The sequence below is a fragment of the Stappia sediminis genome, from assembly GCF_009826895.1.
GTDB lineage: Bacteria > Pseudomonadota > Alphaproteobacteria > Rhizobiales > Stappiaceae > Hongsoonwoonella > Hongsoonwoonella sediminis.
Window position 1 is genome coordinate 377,604 of sequence record NZ_WUMV01000008.1, and the last position, 24,565, is coordinate 402,168.

At 62.1% G+C, this 24,565-nt stretch carries 18 protein-coding genes; 15 read left to right on the top strand and 3 right to left on the bottom strand.

Annotated features, from left to right (window positions below):
- Positions 1-113: 113 nt before the first annotated feature.
- Entirely contained in the window at positions 114-1,727 is a 1,614-nt protein-coding gene (locus GR183_RS18245; RefSeq protein WP_160777097.1) for a phosphoenolpyruvate carboxykinase, read from the bottom strand.
- 516 nt (positions 1,728-2,243) lie between these two features.
- On the opposite strand from GR183_RS18245, the gene GR183_RS18250 reads away from it, so the two are divergent.
- The 6 genes from GR183_RS18250 to GR183_RS18275 all read left to right on the top strand — a co-directional run bounded on the left by GR183_RS18250 (position 2,244) and on the right by GR183_RS18275 (position 7,783).
- Positions 2,244-3,623: an MATE family efflux transporter gene (locus GR183_RS18250; RefSeq protein ID WP_160777098.1), complete on the top strand. Its 1,380-nt coding sequence runs from the start codon at positions 2,244-2,246 to the stop codon at positions 3,621-3,623.
- Positions 3,624-3,833: 210 nt separating this feature from the next.
- The gene (locus GR183_RS18255) at positions 3,834-4,532 is read left to right on the top strand and encodes a response regulator transcription factor (protein ID WP_160777099.1); all 699 of its coding nucleotides are present in this window, start codon (positions 3,834-3,836) and stop codon (positions 4,530-4,532) included.
- A gap of 53 nt (positions 4,533-4,585) precedes the next feature.
- Positions 4,586-6,403 carry a sensor histidine kinase gene (locus tag GR183_RS18260; RefSeq protein WP_160777100.1) on the top strand — a complete coding sequence of 606 codons (1,818 nt, stop codon included), beginning with the start codon at positions 4,586-4,588 and terminating at the stop codon, positions 6,401-6,403.
- The gene (locus tag GR183_RS18265) at positions 6,400-6,864 is read left to right on the top strand and encodes an HPr kinase/phosphorylase (RefSeq protein WP_160777101.1); all 465 of its coding nucleotides are present in this window, start codon (positions 6,400-6,402) and stop codon (positions 6,862-6,864) included. The genes GR183_RS18260 and GR183_RS18265 overlap by 4 nt, the downstream gene beginning before the upstream one ends.
- Positions 6,865-7,049: 185 nt before the next feature.
- Positions 7,050-7,454 carry a PTS sugar transporter subunit IIA gene (locus GR183_RS18270; protein ID WP_160777102.1) on the top strand — a complete coding sequence of 135 codons (405 nt, stop codon included), beginning with the start codon at positions 7,050-7,052 and terminating at the stop codon, positions 7,452-7,454.
- Positions 7,455-7,483: 29 nt separating this feature from the next.
- The gene (locus GR183_RS18275) at positions 7,484-7,783 is read left to right on the top strand and encodes an HPr family phosphocarrier protein (protein ID WP_160777103.1); all 300 of its coding nucleotides are present in this window, start codon (positions 7,484-7,486) and stop codon (positions 7,781-7,783) included.
- Between the two features lie 36 nt (positions 7,784-7,819).
- On the opposite strand, the gene GR183_RS18280 is transcribed toward GR183_RS18275, so the two are convergent.
- Both GR183_RS18280 and GR183_RS18285 read right to left on the bottom strand, forming a co-directional pair.
- Positions 7,820-8,593 (bottom strand): FkbM family methyltransferase, encoded by a 774-nt coding sequence (locus GR183_RS18280; protein WP_160777104.1) that lies wholly within the window; start codon positions 8,591-8,593, stop codon positions 7,820-7,822.
- Positions 8,594-8,939: 346 nt separating this feature from the next.
- Positions 8,940-10,133: a lytic murein transglycosylase gene (locus GR183_RS18285; RefSeq protein WP_160777105.1), complete on the bottom strand. Its 1,194-nt coding sequence runs from the start codon at positions 10,131-10,133 to the stop codon at positions 8,940-8,942.
- Between the two features lie 510 nt (positions 10,134-10,643).
- On the opposite strand from GR183_RS18285, the gene gyrB reads away from it, so the two are divergent.
- From gyrB to edd, 9 genes are all read left to right on the top strand, one after another.
- Complete coding sequence (gene gyrB, locus GR183_RS18290; RefSeq protein ID WP_160777106.1) at positions 10,644-13,097, top strand: DNA topoisomerase (ATP-hydrolyzing) subunit B; 2,454 nt, start codon at positions 10,644-10,646, stop codon at positions 13,095-13,097.
- 431 nt (positions 13,098-13,528) lie between these two features.
- Complete coding sequence (locus GR183_RS18295) at positions 13,529-15,118, top strand: hypothetical protein (protein ID WP_202396175.1); 1,590 nt, start codon at positions 13,529-13,531, stop codon at positions 15,116-15,118.
- A 573-nt stretch (positions 15,119-15,691) separates the two neighbouring features.
- The gene (locus GR183_RS18300) at positions 15,692-17,014 is read left to right on the top strand and encodes an ROK family protein (protein ID WP_160777108.1); all 1,323 of its coding nucleotides are present in this window, start codon (positions 15,692-15,694) and stop codon (positions 17,012-17,014) included.
- A 59-nt stretch (positions 17,015-17,073) separates the two neighbouring features.
- The gene (locus GR183_RS18305) at positions 17,074-18,060 is read left to right on the top strand and encodes a sugar ABC transporter substrate-binding protein (protein WP_244313809.1); all 987 of its coding nucleotides are present in this window, start codon (positions 17,074-17,076) and stop codon (positions 18,058-18,060) included.
- Between the two features lie 143 nt (positions 18,061-18,203).
- Positions 18,204-19,280 (top strand): ABC transporter permease, encoded by a 1,077-nt coding sequence (locus GR183_RS18310; RefSeq protein ID WP_160777110.1) that lies wholly within the window; start codon positions 18,204-18,206, stop codon positions 19,278-19,280.
- The gene (locus GR183_RS18315) at positions 19,277-20,074 is read left to right on the top strand and encodes an ATP-binding cassette domain-containing protein (RefSeq protein WP_160777111.1); all 798 of its coding nucleotides are present in this window, start codon (positions 19,277-19,279) and stop codon (positions 20,072-20,074) included. Before GR183_RS18310 ends, GR183_RS18315 begins: the two co-directional genes overlap by 4 nt.
- A 67-nt stretch (positions 20,075-20,141) precedes the next feature.
- Positions 20,142-21,083, top strand: a complete 942-nt coding sequence (locus GR183_RS18320; protein ID WP_160777112.1) for a carbohydrate kinase family protein — start codon at positions 20,142-20,144, stop codon at positions 21,081-21,083.
- A gap of 13 nt (positions 21,084-21,096) precedes the next feature.
- Complete coding sequence (zwf, locus tag GR183_RS18325) at positions 21,097-22,569, top strand: glucose-6-phosphate dehydrogenase (RefSeq protein ID WP_160777113.1); 1,473 nt, start codon at positions 21,097-21,099, stop codon at positions 22,567-22,569.
- A 165-nt stretch (positions 22,570-22,734) separates the two neighbouring features.
- The gene (gene edd / locus GR183_RS18330; protein WP_160777114.1) at positions 22,735-24,555 is read left to right on the top strand and encodes a phosphogluconate dehydratase; all 1,821 of its coding nucleotides are present in this window, start codon (positions 22,735-22,737) and stop codon (positions 24,553-24,555) included.
- Positions 24,556-24,565: the final 10 nt, after the last annotated feature.

The following is a 24,565-nucleotide window of genomic DNA, read 5'->3' on the forward strand; positions in this document are numbered from 1 at the left end:
GGAATTCGCCAGGAGGGGACGATTATGAGCGAATACACTGAAAAATCGCGCAAAAAGCAACGGCCCCGGAAGGATGTCCGGGGCCGCCTTCTAAAATTGGAAACCCTCAGGCTTTACTCGGCCGCCGCCTTGAAACCGGGCGCGGCATCGAGCACGCTTGCGTCCACATGCGCTTCGAAGATCGCGAAGTTCTTCACGAACATGTCGACGAGGCGTGCCGCCTGCCGGTCGTAGGCCGCCTTGTCGGCCCAGGTCGAGCGCGGATCGAGGATCGCGCCATCGACGCCCGGCACGGAGATCGGAACGGCGAAGCCGAAATTCGGGTCCGTTCGGAATGCCGCTTCGTTGAGCGACCCGTCGAGCGCCGACGTCAGCAGAGCGCGCGTCGCCTTGATCGGCATGCGATGGCCGGTGCCGAAGGCCCCGCCCGTCCAGCCCGTGTTGACGAGCCAGCAGTCGACGCCATGCTCGGCGATGAGGTCGCGCAAGAGGTTGCCGTATTCGGAAGGATGGCGCGGCATGAAGGGGGCGCCGAAGCAGGTGGAGAAGGTCGCCTGCGGCTCGGTCACGCCCTTTTCGGTGCCCGCCACCTTGGCCGTGTAGCCGGACAGGAAGTGGTACATCGCCTGGGCCGGCGTCAGCCTGGCGATCGGCGGCATCACGCCGAAGGCATCCGCCGTCAGCATGATGATGTTCTTCGGCTGCGGGGCGCGGCCCGTGTCGCTGGCGTTGGAAATGAAGTGGATCGGATAGGCGCAGCGCGTATTTTCCGTCTTCGACCCGTCGTCGAAGTCGGGCGTGCGGGTTTCATCGTCCACGACGACATTCTCCAGCACCGTGCCGAAACGCTGTGTCGTGGAATAGATCTCCGGCTCGGCTTCTTCCGAAAGCCGGATCGTCTTGGCGTAGCAGCCGCCTTCGAAATTGAAGACGCCGTCCTTGCCCCAGCCGTGTTCGTCGTCGCCGATCAGCGTGCGCGAAGCGTCGGCGGAAAGCGTCGTCTTGCCGGTGCCGCTCAGGCCGAAGAATACCGCCGTTTCGCCGGCGTCGTTCACGTTCGCCGAGCAGTGCATCGGCATGACGCCGCGCCCGGGCAGCGCGAAATTCAGGAAGGTGAAGACCGATTTTTTCATCTCGCCCGCGTAGGACGTGCCGCCGATCAACACGATCTTGCGGCTGAAATCGCAGGCGATCACCGTTTCGCCACGCGTGCCGTGGCGTGCGGGGTCCGCCTTGAAGCTCGGCAGGTCGATGATCGTCATCTCCGGCACAAAGCTTTCGAGCGCCGCCCTTTCCGGACGGATCAGCAGGTTGCGGATGAAGAGGGAATGCCAGGCGAATTCGGTGAAGACGCGAACGGCGATCCGCTCGTTCTCGTCCGCTCCACCGTAAAGGTCCTGCGCGAAAAGCTCCATGCCCTCGGCATGCTTGAGCATATCGGCGTGAAGCGTGTCGAAGTGCTCGCGCTCCATCGCCGCGTTGTTGTCCCACCACACGGCCTCTTCGGTCGTCGCGTCGCGCACGACGAACTTGTCCCTGGGCGAACGGCCGGTGTGAATTCCGGTGTCGACGAGAAGCGCGCCGCCGTCGGCGATCGATGCTTCGCCCCGCCGGATCGCATATTCGTAGAGAGCGGGCTCGCTAAGGTTGAAACTGATGCCCGCAAGGCCCTTGAGTCCCGTTTCCTCGGCGCCGATAGCAGGGTTTCTGACACCCTTTTCTTTCATGATCCCGCAAAGTCCCTGTTCTTGATTGAACGCTTGTTTCGACTTCCCGCCCGCCTGTCCCGGACCGAACCCCGCCCATGCCGGGTTGACTGTTCAGTCTTCACGTTCATTGCCACTAAACCGCTGGTTCGTCAGGCGAAGAACGGAAACGATCAGCCGATCGGAGTGGGCACGACGGTAGTTGAAGCGCGAAAATGCAACAAGTCGCCAGCAGGTCCAGGCATAGTATTTAAATCGATTTAATCTGCGGAAATTGCACTTGAAAGTCTTTTCTTCACCACGATTCGCCTAGTTATCCGCCAATATTCGCGCTTGCTATACGTACCTCATCATTTTCCGGCGGATTTCCTTAATTTGACCCAAGGTTACGTAATTGTCCGAAGGATGGCTCCTGCCGGCGAACCTCGCGCGGCGCCTTTCCGTCGACATTGAAAACAAATTGATGTGACAGCCGCGTTCGCGATAGCTATCCCTCGCGCTTTCCACGGTCACCCGGCCGTTTCCCAGCGAGGCTTCATGACATTGACTGCCGGCGATCGCCCGGTCCCGATCGGCCATCACATCCGCCGCACATTCACGCTCGCCGCGCCGATCATCCTTGCTCGCGCCGGCATCATAATCATTACCACGGTCGATACCGTCATGACCGGCTGGGCCGGAGCGGATGAGCTTGCCTACCTCGCCCTTGCCCTCGCCACGCAAGTAAGCTTGATGATGGTTGCAATCGGCGCTTTGCAGGCCGCCGCAGTCATGACGGCACAGGCGATCGGCGCCGGCGACGGTGCAATGGTCGGAAACGTCCTTCGCGTCTCCCTGGTCCACGCGCTTTTGTTCGCGCTTGCCATCCTCTTCGTCACGCCCTTCTCAAGGGATTTCTTCCTCTGGACCGGCCAGAGCCAGAATCTGGCGGCCGGTGCGGCGGTGGTCACTTTAGCCTTTGCCGTGGGTCTTCCCGGATTCCTTGTCTTCATGGTCTGCAACATGTTCCTTGAGGCGACCGGGCGGCCGAAAGTGGGCATGGTCGTCATGCTTCTCGTCAATCTCGCGAATGTGCCGCTCAACGGCGTCATGGCGCTCGGCTGGGGCGGCTTCATGGAGCCCCTCGGCGCCGAAGGCGCGACGTTTGCAAGCTCGATCCTCAGAACGCTCGCGGGACTTGCGATCCTCGTCGTGGTCTTCCGGGGCACCGCTCGCGGCGAAAGCTCCCTGCTTTCGGCCGGCGCCCGTCACTGGGCCGATGCGGTTTTCCGCCTCGGCGGGGCGACGGGCCGCCAGCTCCGCCGCCTCGGCCTGCCCATGGGTATCGCCCAGGGCGTGGAAAGCGCCGCTTTCGCGACCGTCGTCATGTTCGCGGGCCTGATCGGCGCGGACGACCTTGCCGCCTATCAGATCGTGACGGGTTTCGTCACGCTCACCTTCATGATGGCGGTGGGAACCAGCGGCGCGACCGCCATCCGCGTCGGGCGGGCCTTCGGCGCGGGCGAGCGTGCGGCCACCCGCCACGCCGGCTGGGCCGGCATCGGCCTTGGCGCGCTCCTGCCCGTTCCGGTGATGCTTGTCTTCCTGTTCGCGCCGGAAGCGCTGGCGGGTCTCATCACGGACGATGTCAAGGTCATCGCCGTTGCCTCGCAAACGTTCGCCGTCGCCGCTTTCATGCTGTCGGGCGATGCCGGCATGGGCGTCGCGCTCGGCGCGCTGCGCGGGCTCGGCGACGTCTGGATCCCGACCCTGCTGCAGATCGCCGCCTTCTGGCTTTTCGCCATTCCGATCGCCTGGGTCGGCGGTATCGGGCTGGATCTCGGCGCACCCGGTCTTTTTGCCGGACTGCTCGCGGGCGTCTATATATCCTTCCTGTGCCTTGCGGTTCGGTTTCACGCGATTTCGCGCCGAGCGTAAGATTTCACGCCGTTTCGCCGCGAATCCGGAAATAAGGTAAACAATTCGAAAAATCCTTGGCCCGTCAGGATTTCGACGTGGCGATTGATGGATCGTGCTTAACGGAATAGTGTCAATTGAAGATATCGCGCCATATTTTCCGCGCAATTGAAGGGCCAAAGGCAAGCATCGATCAAGATCATGAACACGCACAAACCGAAGGCCCGCACTATGCCGACCATTGCCCTCGTCGATGACGATCGCAATATCCTGACCTCGGTCTCCATCGCCCTGGAAAACGAGGGCTATCGTGTGCAGTCCTATACCGACGGCGCGTCCGCGCTCGACGGGTTGACGACGCATCCGCCGGACCTTGCCATCTTCGACATCAAGATGCCGCGCATGGACGGCATGGAGCTTTTGCGCAGGCTTCGCCAGCAGTCGGACCTTCCGGTGATCTTTCTCACTTCAAAGGACGACGAGATCGACGAGTTGTTCGGCCTGAAGATGGGGGCCGACGATTTTATCCGCAAACCCTTCTCCCAGCGCCTTCTGGTGGAGCGCGTGCGCGCCGTCCTGCGCCGTATCCAGCCGCGCGAGGCGGGCACGGCCAAGCCTCAGGGCGACAAGATCCTCGAGCGCGGCCTCCTCGTCATGGACCAGGAGCGCCACACCTGCACCTGGAAGGGCGAACCGGTGACGCTGACGGTCACCGAATTCCTGATCCTTTTCGCATTGGCCCAGCGCCCCGGCGTGGTAAAGAGCCGCAATGCGCTGATGGACGCGGCCTATGAGGATCAGGTTTATGTTGACGACCGCACGATCGACAGCCACATCAAGCGTCTGCGCAAGAAGTTCAAGCAGGTCGACGACGATTTCGACATGATCGAAACCCTTTACGGCGTCGGCTACCGGTTCCGGGAGGTATAAGCGGATCCTTATCCGCGGTCGCGCCGCCCCATGGGACGGTGCGGGAGTAGCGAATGGCGGTTGACACCGAAACACGCGGGGAAGGCGGCGGGCTGGCGCCGACCGACGCCGAGCGCGCGGCCACCTTGCGCCGGCTCGGCGACCGTCGCGTGCGCCGCCGTTTCTTCCGCCGCATCGGCATCTTCCTCGGCACCTACATATTTTCCTCGCTGACGCGGCGCATCATCGTTCTCAATCTCGTCGGCCTGTGCGTGCTCGTGGCCGGCATTCTCTACCTCAACCAGTTTCGCGCAGGCCTTATCGACGCGCGCGTGCAGAGCCTGTTGACGCAAGGTGAAATCATAGCCGGCGCGATCGCGGCCTCCGCCTCGGTCGAAACCGACGGGCTGAGCGTCGATCCGGAAAAGCTCCTCCAGCTCCAGGCGGGCGAAAGCGTGACGCCGATGGAGGATACCCGCCTTCTCGATTTTCCGATCAACCCCGAACGGGTCGCCCCCGTGCTGCGCCGCCTCATATCGCCGACCAAGACGCGCGCGCGCATCTACGATCCGGAAGGCATCCTGATCCTCGATTCGCGCCACCTTTACGCGCGCGGCCAGATCCTGCGCTTCGACCTTCCCCCGCCCGAGCCGGAACAGCCGGGCCTTCTCGACCAGATCTGGGCGGACCTGAAGCTCTGGTTCCGGCGCGGAGACCTGCCGCTCTACGAGGAGATCGGCGCCGGCAACGGACGCGCCTATCCGGAGGTCGAAGCGGCCCTCGCCGGGTCTCCGGCAAGCGTCGTGCGCGTATCGCCGCGCGGCGAGCTGATCGTGTCCGTCGCCGTGCCCGTACAGCGGTTCCGCGCGGTTCTGGGCTCCCTTCTCCTGTCCACGCAAGGCGGCGATATCGACGCGATCGTGCGTGCCGAGCGCCTTGCCATCATGCGCGTCTTCCTCGTCGCGGCCGTGGTCATGGTCGTCCTGTCGATCCTGCTCGCGGGCACCATCGCCGGGCCCGTGCGCCGGCTTGCGGCAAGTGCGGAGCGCGTGCGCCGCTCCATCAAGTCACGCGAGGAGATCCCCGACTTCTCCACCCGCCAGGACGAGATCGGCCACCTTGCAGGTGCGCTGCGCGAAATGACGAACGCCCTCTACAACCGCATGGACGCGATCGAGACTTTCGCCGCGGATGTGGCGCATGAGATCAAGAACCCCTTGACCTCGCTCAGAAGCGCCGTCGAAACGCTTCCCCTTGCCCGGAACGAGAATTCGCGCGAACGCCTGCTGGAGGTCATCCAGCATGACGTGCGACGCCTCGACCGCCTCATCACGGACATTTCCGACGCCTCGCGCCTCGATGCCGAGCTTGCCCGTGCGGATGCCGGCCCCGTCGACGTGTCGACGCTCCTGCGCACGGTCGTCGATTTCGCCAACGAGCGTGCCGAACCGGGGTCCGCGCCCGTCAAGCTGAAGGTGGAGGCCTCGCGCCGGCCCCATCCCTATCGCATCATCGGCCACGACAGCCGGCTTGCGCAGGTCGTCAACAACCTTGTGGACAACGCGCGTTCCTTTTCACCGGACGGCGGCGCAGTGCGCATCAACGCAAGGCGCGAGGAAGACGCCGTCGTCATCACCGTCGAGGATGACGGTCCCGGCATTCGTCCCGACGTTCTGGAGCGCATATTCGAGCGCTTCTATACAGACCGGCCGGAGGATGACGGCTTCGGCAACAACTCGGGCCTGGGCCTGTCCATCACCCGCCAGATCGTCGAGGCTCACCGCGGCACGATCTCGGCGGAAAACCGGATGAGGAAAATTCCCGGGACCGGAGAGGGAGAGGTCGCCGGTGCGCGTTTCATCGTCCGCCTGCCGGCGGATACCGTGAAATGACGCTTGAGACGATCCATGCGACCTGCGTCGTCATCGGGTCGGCCGGGGTGCTGATCCGCGGCTCGTCGGGCAGTGGCAAGTCGAACCTCGGCGAGGAACTGGTCGATCGGGCAACGGCGCGTGGGCGCTTCGCCGCCTTCGTCTCCGACGACTACTGCCTCGGCGAAGCGGCGAACGGCCGCCTGGTGGTCCGCCCGCCCGAGCCGCTGGCCGGGCTCTGGGAAAGGCGCGGCGAAGGCATCGTCCGCGTTTGCCATGAGCCCGCGGCGATCGCCCGCCTGCTGGTCGATCTGGCACCCGTCGGCGATATCGACCGGCTGCCGGAGGCTGGCATCGCGAGCGAGCGGATCCTTGGCGTGGCGCTGCCCGTCATCCGCCTGCCGGAGGGGCGCGAAAGCCTTGATGCGCGCCGGGTGCTGCGCTGGGTTTTCGAGGGTCCTCCACAGCTTGTCGAGGGATAAAGCATGCCGCTTGTGCCGATTTTCCTTGCACTGCCGCGCCGCCTTGTCGAAATTGGGCGCTCCGTTTTATGGGCTTGATCCTGATCGGCTTTCGGTTTTCAGTGTTGATCGGCGGCGGGACAGGGCCCGAATTACAAACGTGAAAAGGACGCGGCAACCATGCGCGGACAAGGCACGGACAGGGTATGATCGGTCTCGTACTCGTCACCCACGGCCAGTTGGCCAAGGAATTCCAGTCGGCGCTGGAGCATGTCGTCGGACCTCAGGACCGGATCGACACGATATGTATCGGTCCGGACGATGACATGGAGCAGCGCCGGCAGGACATCCTGAAGGCCGTCGAGAACGTCAACGACGGCTCGGGCGTCGTCCTCCTTACCGATATGTTCGGCGGCACGCCGTCCAATCTCGCGATTTCCGTGATGGACGGCACGACGATCGAAGTCGTGGCGGGCGTCAACCTGCCGATGTTGATCAAGCTTGCGAGCGTGCGCGGCGAAATGAAACTCGCAGAGGCAGTGGACGAAGCGCGCAAGGCCGGGCAAAAGTACATTTCCGTCGCCAGCCAGGTCCTGTCGGGCCAGGGCTGATGCGACACTGACAGGACGTGTTCCAGGAAATGAACGCACCGGTGAACGAAAAGACTGCCGAGTTGAGACGCGAACTGAAGATTGTAAATCAGCGCGGCCTGCATGCCCGCGCTTCCGCGAAATTCGTCAAACTCGCCGAAACATTCAACGCCGACGTCACGATCACCAAGGACGGTCAGAGCGTCGGCGGCACGTCGATCATGGGGTTGATGATGCTCGCCGCCTCGCCCGGCTGCTCCATCCTCGTGGAGGCGAGCGGGCCTGATGCCCATGCCGCGCTGGAAGCACTTTCCAACCTCGTCTGCGACGGCTTCGGCGAGAGGGATTAAGCGAGCGAATCTCAAGCTGCGCTGCAAGCAGCGGCATTAACCAGCATGCATGTAGAGAAAATTATCGCTGGGAAATTCCTCTCGCAATGTATAGCCATGCCCTTTTAAAATTCTATTCGTTTCGTGAAATTTATTCGCAAACGTCTCAACGAATATGATTGGCTTATGCATCTCGATTGTCTTATCGGCTCCTTTAAGCACTTCTACCTCAAAGCCCTCGGTGTCTATTTTAAGCATGCCGATTTTGTTTTCTTCCGAAATAAATCCGTCAATCGAGATCAGGCTAAGATCGCCAGACTCGTCATGCTGCAGCTTGGTCGCCCCTATATTGCTGGATTTGAAGCTTTCTATGCGAGCCCTCGAAGGCTTATCGGAAACGCCAAACTTTTGAGCCGAGATCTGGGCGGTTTTATTGTTTGCCTCAATATTTTTTACAAGAATTTCAAAAGTGGAACTCACCGGTTCGAAACAAACGACCTTCCTCTCCGGACTTTTCTGAACCCAAAATAGGGCATGATTTCCAATATTGGCTCCAATATCGAGAATCAGGGCGTCTTTTGGAACATATTCTTCCAATCTCTCAAGAATATCCTGTTCATAAAATTTTCTGGTAGTGTATATGATTTTTTGTATTTCATCTTCAAAAAGATTCGGTAGATTTAATATTGTTCCATCTTCAATTTCCACCTTGTAATCAAAGTCTTTTCTCTCGGAGATAAACGTTTTTATTATTTCAATATCCCGGCTCATCGCCTGAATCGACTTTGTTCTTTTGATAAAGCTATTGATAAATTTAAATCTTTGAGACATGCACAATCTTTTCCTGAACTATAACTCCGGCAAATGCGGCGTGACGCAGTCTCCCACCCGGGCGACATTCGGCGAATGACCGCGAATTGAGTTAACCGGACCCGCGAAACCGTGCACCCTGCCGGTATGCTGAATCGATGGATCAAGCTCCGGTCCAATAAACGACGTTACGTTCGTCAATCTGAGATTCGCCAAAGAGCACCTAATAGCCGTCAAATTACCGTGATTTGTCACCTTATCCCGAACCACCGACGTTGGAGTGACGGCCCGGCGCTCGGCGCAGTTCCGGTGAATTCGATTTGCCTTAAAGTATTTCGGCCCGAAAGGCGTCGCAGCGCGACGCGCCTCACAGCTTCGCCAGCAGCGCCTGCGTCGGCCAGCCGTCCGCCGGGAGGCCGAGGCGCACCTGCTCCGCGCGAATGGCCGCGCGCGTGCCGCTGCCCAGGATCCCGTCGATCCCGCCGACGTCATGGCCCTTGGCCTGCAGCTTCTGCTGCAATGCCTTCATCTGCGCATCGCTCAGGCCCGGATCCGGGTTGCCGGCGTCGTAGCGTGGCGCACCGGCCAGACGCGTCGCGAAATAGGCGGCGGACGTCGTGTAGATGAACGACTGGTTCCACTGCAGATAGATGTTGAAATTCGGATAGGCCAGAAACGTAGGTCCGTTGCGCCCCTGCGGCAAAAGCAGCGAGGCTTGCAGGTTTCCCGGGGGGAGCGATCCGGCGCGCGGGCGAACGCCGAGTTCCGCCCATTCCGACACGGTCTTGGCGGCGTGCAGGCCTGCGTCCTGCCACGGCAGGTTCGCGGGCGCCGCCACTTCCTGCAGCCAGGGTTCGCCCCGCCGCCAGCCGAGGCTCTGGATGAAATGCGCCGCCGTCATGATCGCGTCGGGCGCGCTTGTCTTCAGCGTAACGTGCCCGTCCCCGTCGCCGTCGATGCCGTAGCGCACGATATCCTCGGGCAGCATCTGCACCTGCCCGATCTCGCCCGCCCAGGCCCCGGTGGTACGGCGCGGGTCGAGGTCGCCGTGCTGCACCATCTCGATCGCCGCCAGAAGCTGCGGGCGGAAAAGCTCCGGCCGGCGGCAGTCATGGGCAAGCGACGCCAGCGCATTGACGGTGTTGAAGTCGCCCTGCACCGCGCCGTAGTCGGTCTCAAGGCCCCAGAACGCGGTAATCACAGGCGCCGGCACGCCGTAGTCGCGCTCGGCACGGGCAAAGACGCTCGCGTATTTCTGCATGTTCGCCGCGCCGTGCTTCAGCCGGTATCCGTTGACGGAGCGTTTGGAGAATTCCAGGAAGGTCTGCTTGAAGACGCCTTGTCGGCGATCCAGCGAAAGCACCTTGCGGTCGACGGAAGCCCCCGACAATGTTGCGTCGATCGCGCGCTCCGACAGCCCCCTGGAAAGCGCTTCCTGCTTCACGCCTTGCAGGAAAGCGCGGAAATCGCCGCCGCAGCCTTGCGCCGCCGCCTGCCCGGCAAGGAGTGCCGCCACGGCGCCGAAAACGGTTCCGGCTGCGATACGTCGCACTGCTTTCATTGGGTATCTCCCGCTTTCGCCTTCCGCCACGCCAATTGGCCCGACGGCGCACGGTGAAGTCAAGTCCCCCTCGGCCGTCGCCCTGGACTTTTGCGGCGTCACGAAGCGATGCTCCGCGGACTTGGCGCTTGCTCTGCGACGAACGTCATACCGGACAAGCGAGGCGAAGCCGAGCGCCGATCCGGTATCCGGATATCTGTTGCGGGCAAGGCCCGCTCATGTTCCGAGGAAGCGCGATGTCGCGCTACTGATGCGCTGTTTCCCGGCGCAGGCGATGCGCCAGGGGCGCGCGCAGGCCGGGATAATGATTGCAGGCACGAAGCACGCCAGGGAGGCGGACACGGTGCATCCTGGCCGCACCCGCCATTCCCGGTTCTGCCTTTAAAAACCCATGTTTTTTAAGGAAAACCCCTGCATTCGGACGCACCTGGATGCAGCCTTGGTTGAACCTTGCCGCCAAGGCCGTATAACCGGAACTGCACGACTTCTCTGACCGGAAAAGTGATTCGGATGAGCGATACTGAAACCCCTGGCAACGGAACGCCCGAGACGGCCGCAAGCAGCGGCGAATACGGAGCGGAATCCATCAAGGTCCTCAAGGGGCTCGATGCGGTGCGCAAGCGCCCGGGAATGTATATCGGCGACACCGACGACGGGTCCGGCCTGCACCACATGGTCTACGAGGTGGTCGACAACGCCATCGACGAGGCGCTCGCCGGCCACGCCGACCATGTCACGGTCACGCTCAATGCCGACGGTTCGGTGACCGTCACCGACAATGGGCGCGGCATTCCGACCGACATTCACCAGGAAGAAGGCGTGTCCGCCGCCCAGGTCATCATGACCCAGCTTCATGCGGGCGGTAAGTTCGACCAGAATTCGTACAAGGTCTCCGGCGGCCTGCACGGCGTCGGCGTATCCGTTGTGAACGCGCTTTCGGCATGGCTCGACCTGCGGATTTACCGCAACGGGCAGGAGCATTTCATGCGCTTCCGCCATGGCGAGCCCGATGACGACCTCAGGGTCGTCGGCGCCGCCGAAGGCCGGACCGGTACGGAAGTTTCCTTCCTTCCGTCGACGGACACCTTCACCAGGGTGGAGTTCGACTACGAAACGCTGGAGCATCGCCTTCGGGAGCTTGCTTTCCTCAATTCCGGCGTCCGCATCATCCTTACCGACGATCGCGGCGTTGAGCCGCGCCGCGAGGAGCTTTTCTACGAAGGCGGGCTTGAGGCTTTCGTGCGCTATCTCGACCGGGTGAAGCACCCGCTGATCGAAAAACCCATCACCATGATCCAGGAGCGCGACGGCATCACCGTCGAGGTCGCCATGTGGTGGAACGACAGCTACCACGAGCAGGTGCTCTGCTTCACCAACAACATTCCCCAGCGCGATGGCGGCACCCATCTTGCCGGTTTCCGCGGCGCGCTGACGCGCCAGATCACCGGCTACGCGGATACCTCCGGCCTCTTGAAGAAGGAAAAGGTCTCCCTTTCCGGCGAGGATTGCCGCGAAGGCCTGACCTGCGTCCTGTCCGTCAAGGTGCCCGATCCGAAGTTCTCCTCCCAGACGAAGGACAAGCTCGTCTCCTCCGAGGTTCGTCCGGTGGTTGAGAACATCGTCAACGCGGCCCTTTCCGAATGGCTTGAGGAAAACCCGTCGCCGGCACGCTCCATCGTCGGCAAGGTGGTGGAGGCGGCGAGCGCACGCGAGGCCGCGCGCAAGGCACGCGAACTGACACGGCGCAAGGGCGCGCTCGACATCGCCTCGCTCCCCGGCAAGCTTGCCGACTGTCAGGAACGCGATCCCGCCAAGGCCGAGCTTTTCCTGGTGGAGGGCGATTCCGCCGGCGGCTCGGCCAAACAGGGCCGTCATAGGGAAAATCAGGCCGTCCTTCCCCTGCGCGGCAAGATCCTGAACGTGGAGCGCGCGCGATTCGACAAGATGCTCTCCTCCAACGAGATCGGCACGCTGATCACCGCGCTCGGCACGGGCATCGGCAAGGAGGAATTCAACGTCGAGAAGCTGCGTTATCACAAGATCATCATCATGACGGACGCCGATGTCGATGGCGCCCACATTCGCACGCTGCTTCTCACCTTCTTCTTCCGCCAGATGCCCGAGCTTGTCGAGCATGGCTATATCTATATCGCCCAGCCGCCGCTCTACAAGGTCAAGCGCGGCAGCTCGGAACAATACCTGAAGGACCAGGAAGCCCTTGAAAACTACCTGATTTCCTCAGGGCTTGAGGAGGCGACGCTGACGCTCCATACCGGAGAGACGCTCGCGGGCGCGGACCTTCGCGGCGTGATCGAGAAAGCCCGCCAGATCGCCGATGTCCTCGACGGGCTGCACTCGCGCTACGACCGCGATACGGTCGAGCAGGCGGCGATCGCCGGGGCCCTCAACCCGGATGTCCTTCACGACCGTGAAAAGGCGAACGAGGCCGCCGCCTACATCGCCCGCCGGCTCGATATTCTCGCCGATGAGTTCGAGCGTGGCTGGACGGGCGAGGCGCGCGACGACGGTTCGCTTCATTTCGAACGCACGGTTCGCGGCGTCAAGGAAGTCACCATGATCGACGCCGCTCTGCTTGGCTCCGCCAATGCGCGCAAGCTGAACGGCTACGCCGAGCACCTTCAGGCGATCTACGTGAAGGCCGCGACGCTGAACCGCAAGGACAAGGTCAACGAGATCAGGGGCCCGCGCGCCCTGCTCGACGCGGTCTTCGCTGTCGGACGCAAGGGCATTTCGCTCCAGCGCTACAAGGGCCTGGGCGAGATGAACCCGGATCAGCTCTGGGAAACGACGCTCGACCCCAACGCCCGCTCCCTCCTCCAGGTCAAGGTGAAGGAGGCGGACGCCGCCGACGACATCTTCACCAAGCTTATGGGCGACGATGTCGATCCGCGCCGCGAGTTCATTCAGGAGAACGCGCTCGCCGTTGCCAATCTGGACGTGTAGGCGGCGGTTGACATCTGCTTGCGTTGCGGCTCGTTGGTCGGTCTCCGCCGCCGGCGGCGTACAGTTTTCGTCTCCGTAAGGTCCCGTTTCGATGACTTCCGGTCGAGACTTGGGTTTCGGCAAAAAATGCATCGGCGGATGGGCATTTCGGACAGGATCGCCCTTCTGGGCGATATGTGGAACCCGGCTTGCCGGCGCATTACAGCGTTACGGTACCAGAGGCGCAATTTGAGACAGCAGGTCGGGATCGATCCTGAAAATAGCTCGACCACCCGCAACTTCCGGTTAATTACGTTGTCACTACGCATTCTTAAGATGCGCCGCTTTAAATTTTAAGAATGCGTCGGAAACATCCTTTTTCACTGATTTTCTTTGTCATAACGGCCATCGTCTTCGTACTTCAGTTGATTCCGATTACCGGAATCTTCCTGATGTTCGCGTTTGCTAGCGGCTGGTCAGCGGTACTCGTGAACGCCGGAATAATCGGCATCGTGATCGAGACCCTGAGCGGCCGCGTATCGCGTCGCTGGCTGATCCTGCCGGTTGCCTTCTATGGTGGCTATTTCGCTTTCGCCTTGCAGGAACGGCTGGTGCTGAAAGTGCTTACCGCTTCCAACGACGGGGCAAACGCGCAAGTTTCCGCTGGATTTGATCCCGAGCGCGAGGCGCTAGTCTTCGACGGTTATTTGGATGCGGTCCGGTTCGTGCCGCACTATGGTGTGCCGGTCGTATATTCCGTTCGGTCGGACTATCCGAGCGGTTATGCGGCACACCGGTTGGTGGAGGCCCCGCTCTGCGAAATGATGCGTCACGGGGGGGCAATAAGGAATGCCGCCCGCATTCAGGTTCACACCGTCTACGACGACCGCCAGGCAGGTCGACAGCGCGTTGGAGAACGCTTCTGCGTATTGTCGATGCCGGAAAAGCCGGAATTGCCGCATGTCCAGATATCCCGAAATGAAACGAAAACCTATAGGGGGACGCTACCCGTCACCAAGGTGACAACCGGCATCGCCATGCCGGATGGTCGGCATTTTGAAGTCGTCGGCGGCGATGCCACACCGCTCTGGTGGCTGCCGGCACCGGCCATGGGATGCGCCCTCAACTCGGCCCGGCCAAGCTGGCAGTGCTTTGCGGGATTTGCGCGCGGCAAGCGCAGGCCCATCGTCTCGGGCACAAGCAGGGCCCGTCGGGATTCGTTGGCCCTAGCCGTGGCGCTCGGCTTCAAGCCAGTTGCCCCTTCAGATCGTCAGGCAAGCGATACGAAACTCGTTCTGGAGAAGATCGCTCTGGCGAAAGATGCGGCGATCACGCGTCAATTCGACATCCTCGATACAATCATCGCGGACCCTCTTGCCAGGGTAAAGATCTGGTGGGTCGAGCTCGCCGCCAACCGGCCGGAAGCGTTGATCTCCCGGGCGGATGCACTCATGAGCGGAATCGAACGTGCCGCGTCGGTGACGGAAGAGAAGAAACGCGAACGGGCGGGGAAGAACGGGCAGGTTATCGCCCAACTGCTCGCCGGGCTTCCGCGCGACAGTTTCGTCGAATTCGGCCCTCGCCTTCTCTTCGTCTATTCGCAAGCCGACAACCGGCACTGGCTGTGGGATGCCAAGCCCTTGTTGGCCCGGTTAGGCGACCTCGGCGCCGATGCCTTACCTTACCTGCTCAATCCGCGCGCCCTGCCTTCACGCCTCGACAAGGCTGTAGCCGGGGTAGAGGGCCTGTGTCGCGTCGGCGAGGCGGCTCGTGCTGAAGCAGTGCCGATATTACTTGAGATGTGGAGCAAGTCCCACGACTTCCATCGCGAAGAACGTGCCGTACTGTTCGTCGCAATGCGGCGCATCGGGATCTCGCCGCCGCCACTATCCGAAGACAAAAACGGTCTTTTTGCCGAATTGCAGGCCGAATGGGCCGATGTCACACCGCACTCGCCGTCCCGAGTCTGTTCGGTTTCTGCGGATCGTCAGGCGCGACAGGAGGAAGATGACCGGGGCCTGCGGCTCGATAGCCTGGAATAAGACAGCAGCGATCCGGATCCCCTGAGTGGCGTCACGGCATTGGCGGGTGAAAAGACGGGATTGCAGTTCGCCTTCTCGCCGCCGACGACATCTTCACCAAGCTGATGGGCGACGATGTCGATCCGCGCCGCGAGTTCATCCAGGAAAACGCGCTCGCCGTTGCCAATCTGGGTGTCTGACCGATTGCGTGACGTTACTTTGATGGCCGGAGCAGGTTCCGGCCGTCGTATTTTCTCGCCGGATTTGAAATTAAAGGAATTTTCTTTTCCCTTTTTTTCGTGCGATTTTTGCGGAAATTCACCTTTTTCGGCTGAACGGGGATAACGCCGGTTGCAAGGCGGCGCTAAATTCAGGCTAAAAATTCGGCAGCACCACTCTCGAATGCGATGATATTAATCGCTTTTCCGGAATTCCGTCAGCTTCCATGCATTGCGAAACATGAGGGATATTGACAGGGAGCCGCAATTGTGGATTAATTAAATCAAGTGGAATTAATTAGTTTCGGTGATCTTGCGCGGGTAGGCTTCGCGTCGGAATAATCATAATAATAGGCCGGAACGAGGGGAGGACAAAGTGGCGAAACGGCCTCGGGTCGGTCGCGGCTCCAATTCGGTTCAGCTGCGCCGCTACAACGAGCGGATTGTTCTCCAGGTGCTGCGCCGCGTCGGCGAAGCGTCGAAAGCCGAACTCGCCCGCCTCGCAAATCTCACAAATGCCGCCATTGGCGGAATCATTCAGGAACTGGAAGGCGGCGGCCTCATTCGCGCGGTCGGCAAGCGCCACGACGGCGGACGCGGCCAACCGGCGACGATCCTGCGCCTTGATTCAGCAGGCGCATTCGGTTTCGGCGTTCGGCTCGACCGTACGTCCATCGAAACCGTCCTCGTCGACTTCTCCGGCAGGGTCATCGGCCGGCGCGCGCACGACCGCATCCTTCCCACGCCGGAAAAAGCCTGCGACATGATCGCGCGAGATATCGACAACCTCCTGGAACTGCTGGACGAATCCCAGCGCGAGCGGATCACCGGCGTTGGTCTCGGCATGCCGTTCAACCTGGGCGCCTGGCTTCATGAGCTTGGCCTTCCAGGCGACACCTTCCGCTTATGGGACGATGTCGATTTTCGTCTGCTGCTTGAAGAAGCGCTGCCTTTTCCGGTTTTCTGCGAAAACGACGCAACGGCCGCGACAATTGCCGAGCTTTTCTACGGCTCCGGCCGGCAACACGATGATTTCCTTTATGTTTTCATCGGCCCGGCAATCGGCGGCGGGGTCGTGATCGGTGGCGATTGCCTGAGGGGCGTCTCCGGCAACGCGGGGCATTTCGCGGTCATTCCCGTGCCGACAAGCAAACTTGCGTCCGCGCCGAAACCCTCCGGGCCGTGGGATCTTCTCATCACGCGGGCATCGCTTGCAGCGCTTACCCGGCATCTCGCTTTTCGCGGCGTTGGCACCTCCAGCCGCACCGACCTGGAACAGGCGGCGGAATCCGGCCACCCGGCCGTGGTGGAGTGGCTCGACGATTGTGTAGATGCGCTACTTCCAGCAATCTGGTCGGCCCACGCAGTCGTAGACGTTTCGGTGCTGGTGATCGACGCGGATATTGATGGCGGGCTGATCGATCAGATCATCTCACGCCTGCGCAAGGCCATGGCCGAAACCGCGCCGGAAGCCCGCAAGCCGCCACAGATCGAGCGCGGATCGTTCGGCCCGGATGCCGGCGCGATCGGCGCCGCGAGCCTGCCGATGTTCTTCAACTTCTCGCCCCGGGCCTCGATCCTGACGGGCGACGATCCGGGGCAAGGCGAACGGCCGGTTTCTGCCGGCGCCGCCGAGCTCCGCCCTCAGACACGTACGGGAGCCGGTCTGGTCAGCTCCCGTGCGTCTGCACCACGATAGACCAGGGAGGAAAACTTATGATCCGCAAGATCCTGTTAACGGGCTCCGTCCTTGCAACCATGGGCGCGATGGCCGCCGTCGCCCCCGCTCAGGCGGAGGATATCACCGCCTGCCTCATCACCAAGACGGATACCAATCCGTTCTTCGTGAAGATGAAGGAAGGTGCCACCGCCAAGGCTGACGAACTCGGCATCACGCTGAAGTCCTACGCCGGCAAGATCGACGGCGACCATGAAAGCCAGGTCGCAGCGATCGAAACCTGCATCGCCGACGGAGCCAAGGGCATCCTGCTTACCGCCTCCGACACCAAGGCGATCGTGGACAGCGTCAAGCAGGCACGGGACGCGGGCATCCTCGTGATTGCGCTCGACACCCCGCTTGAGCCGATTGACGCTGCGGACGCAACCTTTGCGACCGACAACTTCAAGGCAGGCGAACTGATCGGCCAGTGGGCCGCGGCCACACTCGGCGATGCCGCCGCCGACGCGAAGATCGCCATGCTCGACCTTGCGGTCAGCCAGCCGTCGGTCGGCGTGCTGCGCGACCAGGGCTTCCTCACCGGGTTCGGCATCGACGTGAAGGACGTGAACAAATGGGGCGACGAGGACGATCCGCGCATCGTCGGCAATGACGTTACCGCCGGCAACGAGGAAGGCGGCCGCACGGCCATGGAAAACCTTCTCACCAAGGACCCCACGATCAACGTGGTCTACACGATCAACGAGCCCGCTGCTGCCGGTGCTTACGAGGCGCTGAAGGCGGTCGGCCGCGAGAACGACGTTCTGATCGTATCGGTGGATGGCGGCTGCCCGGGCGTCGAGAATGTGAAGGATGGCGTCATAGGCGCGACCTCTCAGCAATATCCGCTGCTGATGGCTTCGCTCGGCATCGAGGCGATCAAGGCCTGGGCCGACAGCGGCGCCAAGCCGGAGCCGACGGAAGGCAAGAACTTCTTCGACACCGGTGTTTCGCTGGTAACGGACAAGCCCGCTCCCGGTGTCGAATCCATCGACACGAAGGAAGGCATGGACAAGTGCTGGGGCTAAGCTGAACCGAAAGATGGCAAGGCGGCGTCAATCCGCCTTGCCATTCGCGGTTCGCTACCAAGACGAAGCCGTATCCGGAAGGGGCGCTGTCCAGCGCGGCGGAAAACGCCGACCCTATCCGACCATCCAGGGTGGAGACAATCATGGCCGAAGCACAAACGGCAAAAGACCACGACTTCGAGAAAGGGCTCGAAGGAAGCTCGACCGGGGTCGCGAGCTTCGATACGCACTCGCGAAGCCTGCTCGACCAGATCCAGCACACGCTGCACTCCCACCCCGCGGGCGTGCCCCTGATCGTGCTGCTCGCCTCCGTTGCCGGTTTCGGAATCATCCTCGGATCGAAATTCTTCTCGCCCTTCGCCCTGACGCTGATCCTCCAGCAGGTGGCGATCGTCGGCATCGTCGGCATGGCACAATCGCTCGTCGTGCTGACGGCGGGCATCGACCTTTCCGTCGGCGCGATCATGGTGCTGTCGTCAACGGTGATGGGCCACTTCACCTTTCGCTATGGCCTTCCCGCGGGCTTCGCGGTCATGTGCGGCCTCGCCTGCGGCGCGCTCTGCGGATTCATCAACGGCACGCTGGTTTCGCGCATGAAGCTGCCGCCCTTCATCGTCACGCTGGGCATGTGGCAGATCGTGCTGGCGACGAACTTTCTCTATTCGGCCAACGAGACGATCCGAAGCCAGGACATTTCCGAACAGGCGCCGATCCTTCAGTTCTTCGGCGAGAAGATAAATATCGGCGGGGCTGTCTTCACCTATGGCGTGATCGGCATGATCCTGCTGGTCCTGGTGCTCCAGTACATTCTCAATCACACCTCCTGGGGCCGGCACGTCTACGCTATCGGCGACGATCCGGAAGCCGCTGAACTTTCCGGCGTACGCGTCAGGCGCACCCTCGTTTCGGTCTATACGCTCGGCGGCCTGATCTGCGCTTTCGCAGGCTGGGTGCTTATCGGCCGGCTGGGGTCGGTCTCCCCCACGGCTGGCCAGTTCACCAACATCGAATCGATCACCGCCGTGGTGATCGGCGGCATTTCGCTCTTCGGCGGGCGCGGCTCGATCCTCGGCATGATGTTCGGCGCGCTCATCGTCGGCGTCTTCTCCCTCGGCCTGCGCCTGATCGGAACGGACCCGCAGTGGACGTATCTCCTGATCGGCCTGCTTATCATCTTCGCCGTAGCAATCGACCAGTGGATCAGAAAGGTGGCATCATGACCCGGGACACCTCCAAGCGCGAACCGATCCTCACGGCCCGCAATCTCGTCAAGCGCTACGGCCGCGTCGTCGCGCTCGACCACACGGATTTCGATCTCTACCCCGGTGAAATCCTGGCGGTCATCGGCGACAACGGCGCCGGCAAATCAACCCTCATCAAGGCCATATCCGGCGCGGTCGTGCCGGATGAGGGCGAAATCCGGCTGGAAGGAAGCCCGATCCACTTCACCTCGCCGATGGATGCGCGCGAGGCGGGCATCGAAACGGTTTACCAGAACCTTGCCCTGTCGCCCGCGCTCTCGATCGCCGACAACATGTTCATGGGCCGCGAAATGCGGGTTCCCGGCTTCTTCGGAAAATACTTCCGCAAGCTCGACCGAAAGGCGATGGAGCGGGTCGCCCGCGAGAAACTCAACGATCTCGGCCTCCTGACCATCCAGAACATCAACCAGGCGGTGGAAACCCTGTCAGGCGGCCAGCGTCAGGGCATCGCGGTCGCCCGTGCGGCTGCCTTCGGCTCCAAGGTCGTCATCATGGACGAGCCCACGGCGGCCCTTGGCGTGAAGGAGAGCCGGCGCGTTCTGGAACTCATCAAGGACGTGAAGGCGCGCGGCCTGCCCATCGTGCTGATTTCGCACAACATGCCGCATGTCTTCGAGGTGGCGGACCGCATCCACATACATCGTCTGGGGCGCCGTCATGCGGTTATCGATCCCAAGGATTTCTCCATGTCCGATGCGGTCGCCATCATGACCGGCGCGATGGAACCGCCGGAAAACGCCCAGGCAGCCTGACTGAACCCGCCGGCTTCGGCTGGCGGGTCTCTTTTTCCAATTCTCGCAATATGGACGAAAAGATCCCATGATCCTCGTTTGCGGCGAAGCGCTTTTCGACCTGTTCGCCGAAGAAACCGCAACAGGCTTCCAGATCGATGCGCGGATCGGCGGCTCGCCTTTCAACGTCGCGGTGGGCCTTTCGCGCCTTGAAACGCCGGCGGCTTTTTTCAGCGGACTGTCCACCGACCTGTTCGGCCGGCGCTTGCGCTCCGCGCTTGAAAGCGAAGGCGTCGATTTGCGTTTCGCCGTCGAGAAAAGCGCACCGACCACCCTGTCCGTCGTGAGCCTCGGCCCCGACGGCTCCCCGGAATACGCCTTCAACGGCGAGGGTGCGGCGGACCGCCTGATCGAAACCGGAGATCTGCCCGAGCTTGACGATACGATCGAGGCGATCCACCTCGGATCTTTCTCGGCGCTTGTGGAGCCGGTCGGCACGAGCGTGCTCGGTCTGGTCAAGCGCGAAAGCGCAAGACGCGTGATTTCCTACGACCCGAACATCCGCCCGACGGTTGTTGCGGACATGGAGCGCTGGCGCGCGCGTATCGAAGAACTCCTGGATCACGTTCATATCCTGAAAATCAGTGCCGAAGACCTTGAAAATCTCTATCCCGGCGCCGACCGGGCCGCTCTCGCCTCTTCATGGATCGAGCGTGGCGTGCGCCTTGCCGTAGTGACCGACGGCGGGAAGGGCGCTTACGGGTACACGGCAGCGGGAGAACTGCATGTTCCCGGCAAAACGGTAGATGTCGCCGATACCGTCGGCGCGGGCGACAGTTTTCAGGCTGCTCTTCTTGCGGCAATGTCGCGTGAAGGATTATTGAAGGCTGACCGCCTGCGGGCCCTCGACCGGGATGCGCTGCGCGGCATCCTGTCGTTTGCCGTCGAGGCGGCGGCGATCACCTGTTCACGGCGAGGTGCCGACCTTCCCTCCCGGGCCGATCTCGCCTCCTCGCAAGCTCGAAACTGAGGACTTACGCCCCATGGCATCCCGCGTTATCGAAGTTGATCCCTTCGACCTGATCGTCTTCGGCGCAACCGGCGACCTTGCGCACCGCAAACTCCTGCCGGCCCTCTATCACCGCGATTGCGACGGCCAACTGCCGGACGAGGCCCGCATAATAGCCTGCGCACGGCGCGACCTCGAACCCGGCAAATACAGGGAATGGGCCGAAGAATCCGTGCGCGAACATGTCGGCGATCTGGACGAGACGGTCTTCAAGAGGTTTCTCGAACGTATCGACTATCTTGCCGTCGACGCCGGGGCCGACAAGGGGTGGCAGGACCTTGCCGGAGTGCTCGCCGAACGTCCGGACGTCGTGCGCGCGTTCTATCTCGCGGTTTCGCCCGACTTTTTCGGCCCGATCTGCGAGCGCATCGGCGCGCATGATCTGGTGACCGATACGACCCGCGTCGTCATCGAAAAGCCGATCGGCAAGGATGGAGCTTCCGCAAAAAAGCTCAACGACACTGTGGGAGAGGTTTTCCGCGAGGATCAGATCTTCCGTATCGACCATTACCTGGGCAAGGAGACGGTTCAGAACCTGATGGCGCTTCGCTTCGCCAACGCACTGTTCGAGCCGCTGTGGAACTCCGCCCATATCGATCATGTGCAGATAACGGTGGCCGAAAGCCTCGGCGTGGAAGGGCGCGCCGGCTATTACGATACCGCGGGCGCGCTGCGCGACATGGTGCAGAACCACCTGCTCCAGCTTCTCTGCCTTGTGGCCATGGAGCCGCCGGAATCCATGGATGCCGATTCCGTACGCGACGAAAAACTGAAAGTTCTCAAGGCGCTTATGCCGCTCGATCCGGAAACGGTCGAAAAGCGGACGGTGCGCGGCCAATATCGTGCGGGCGCATCGGCCGGTGGCGCCGTTTCGGGGTATCTGGAGGAGTTGGGCCGCACGGATTCCGTCACGGAGACCTTCGTCGCCATCAAGTCGGAAATCGCCAACTGGCGCTGGTCCGGCGTGCCGTTTTACCTCAGGACCGGCAAGCGGCTGGCCGCCCGGGTTTCGGAGATTGTCGTCCAGTTCCGGCCGATCCCGCACTCCATCTTCGACGGCGAAGCGGGCTCCATCAACGCAAACCGCCTCGTTATTCGGCTTCAGCCGAATGAAGGCGTGCGCATGCAGATCATGATCAAGGACCCCGGCCCGGGCGGCATGCGCCTGCGCGAGGTTCCCCTCGACATGTCCTTCGCCGAAGCTTTCAAGGTGCGCAACCCGGACGCCTACGAGCGCCTGATCATGGACGTGATCCGCGGCAACCAGACGCTCTTCATGCGCCGCGACGAGGTCGACGCCGCCTGGGCCTGGGTCGATCCGATCCTGGAATGCTGGGCGCAGGCGAAGGATGCGCCGAAAGGCTATACCTCCGGCACCTGGGGGCCTTCGGCCTCCATAGCCCTGATCGAGCGCGACGGGCGTACATGGTTCGAGGACATGATCTAGAGAATATCCCGCGAAATCCGGATCGGATTTCGCGACAGGATATGCTCAAAGAGCTGCCAACGGGCCGTGCGAAAACCGCACTGCTGCCCTAAATCGATTTAGAGAACTCAGGAAGGGTACTGGCCGCCGAGCGCCGGCCTGCCCGAAAGCCAAGGGAATTGATCAATGACCGTTCACGAGAGGATTGGCGAAGTTACGGAACGCATCCAGAAGAGAAGCCGTGACAGCCGCGAGATCTACCTTGAGCGTATCCGCAAGGCGGGCGAGGACGGCCCGCGCCGGGGCACGCTTTCCTGCGGCAATCTCGCCCATGGCTTCGCGGCCTGCGGACTTGTCGACAAGGAACGTCTTTCCGGCGATGTCGTGCCGAACCTCGGCATCATTACCGCCTATAACGATATGCTTTCCGCGCATCAGCCCTATGAGCGGTTTCCGGATCTGATACGCGAAGCGGCGCGTGACGTGGGTGCGGTGGCGCAGGTGGCGGGCGGCGTGCCGGCCATGTGCGACGGCGTCACGCAAGGCCAGGCGGGCATGGAGCTCTCCCTCTTCTCGCGCGACGTGATCGCCATGGCGGCGGCGGTCGGCCTGTCGCACCAGATGTTCGATGCCGCCGTCTTCCTCGGCATTTGCGACAAGATCGTGCCGGGCCTCGTCATCTCCGCACTCTCCTTCGGTCATCTGCCGGCGGTTTTCGTGCCGGCGGGACCGATGCCCACCGGCCTTCCGAACGACGAAAAGGCTAAGGTCCGCCAGCTCTATTCAGAAGGCAAGGTCGACCGTGCGGCGCTTCTGGAAGCGGAATCTAAATCCTATCATTCGCCCGGCACATGCACTTTCTACGGCACGGCGAATTCCAACCAGATGCTCATGGAGATCATGGGCCTGCACCTGCCGGGCGCAAGCTTCGTCAACCCGAACACGCCGCTGCGCGATGCGCTGACCAGGGAAGCCACGCGGCGCGCACTCGCGATAACCGCGCTCGGCAACGAATACACGCCCGCGGGCGAAGTGATCGACGAACGCGCCATCGTCAACGGCGTCGTCGGCCTGCATGCCACCGGCGGCTCCACGAACCACACGATGCATCTCGTCGCCATCGCCCATGCGGCCGGCATCAGGCTGACGTGGGACGACATCTCCGATCTTTCGGACGTCGTGCCTTTGCTTGCACGCATCTATCCGAACGGCCTTGCCGACGTGAACCACTTCCAGGCGGCCGGCGGTCTTGGCTTCCTGATCCGCGAACTGCTTTCGGACAAACTCCTGCACGAGGATGTGCGCACGGTGAACGGCACCGGCCTGTCCGGCTACACGGTGGAAGCAAAGCTCAACGACGACGGCACAGTGCGCCGCGAAGCCGCTCCGCAAGCTTCCGGCAACGAAAAGGTGCTCGCTACCGCGAAAAAACCGTTCCATCCGACGGGCGGACTTTCGGTGCTTACGGGCAATCTCGGCAAGGCGGTTATCAAGGTTTCGGCGGTAAAGCCGGAGCATCAGGTGGTCGAGGCGCCGGCCCGCGTCTTCCATTCGCAGGAGGAAATGCAGGAAGCCTACAAGGCCGGAGAGCTGACGTCGGACTTCATCGCCGTCATCCGCTTCCAGGGGCCGAAGGCGAACGGCATGCCCGAACTCCACAAGCTTACACCCGCGCTTGGTGTGCTGCAGGACCGGGGACTGAAGGTCGCGCTTGTGACGGACGGGCGTATGTCCGGCGCATCCGGCAAGGTGCCGGCGGCGATCCACGTCACGCCGGAAGCCGCCGAAGGCGGGCCTATCGCTCGGGTGCGCGACGGCGATATCTTGCGCGTCGATGCAGCGAAAGGCACCCTGGAAATCCTTGTCGACAGGGCTGAATTCGACGCGCGCGAACCCGTCGTTGCCGATCTTTCGTCAAACCAGGCGGGCGTCGGGCGGGATCTCTTCACAACCTTCCGCGCGATGGTCGGCAGCGCCGATACCGGCGCGCATGTCTTTGGCGCATGAATCTTGAGGG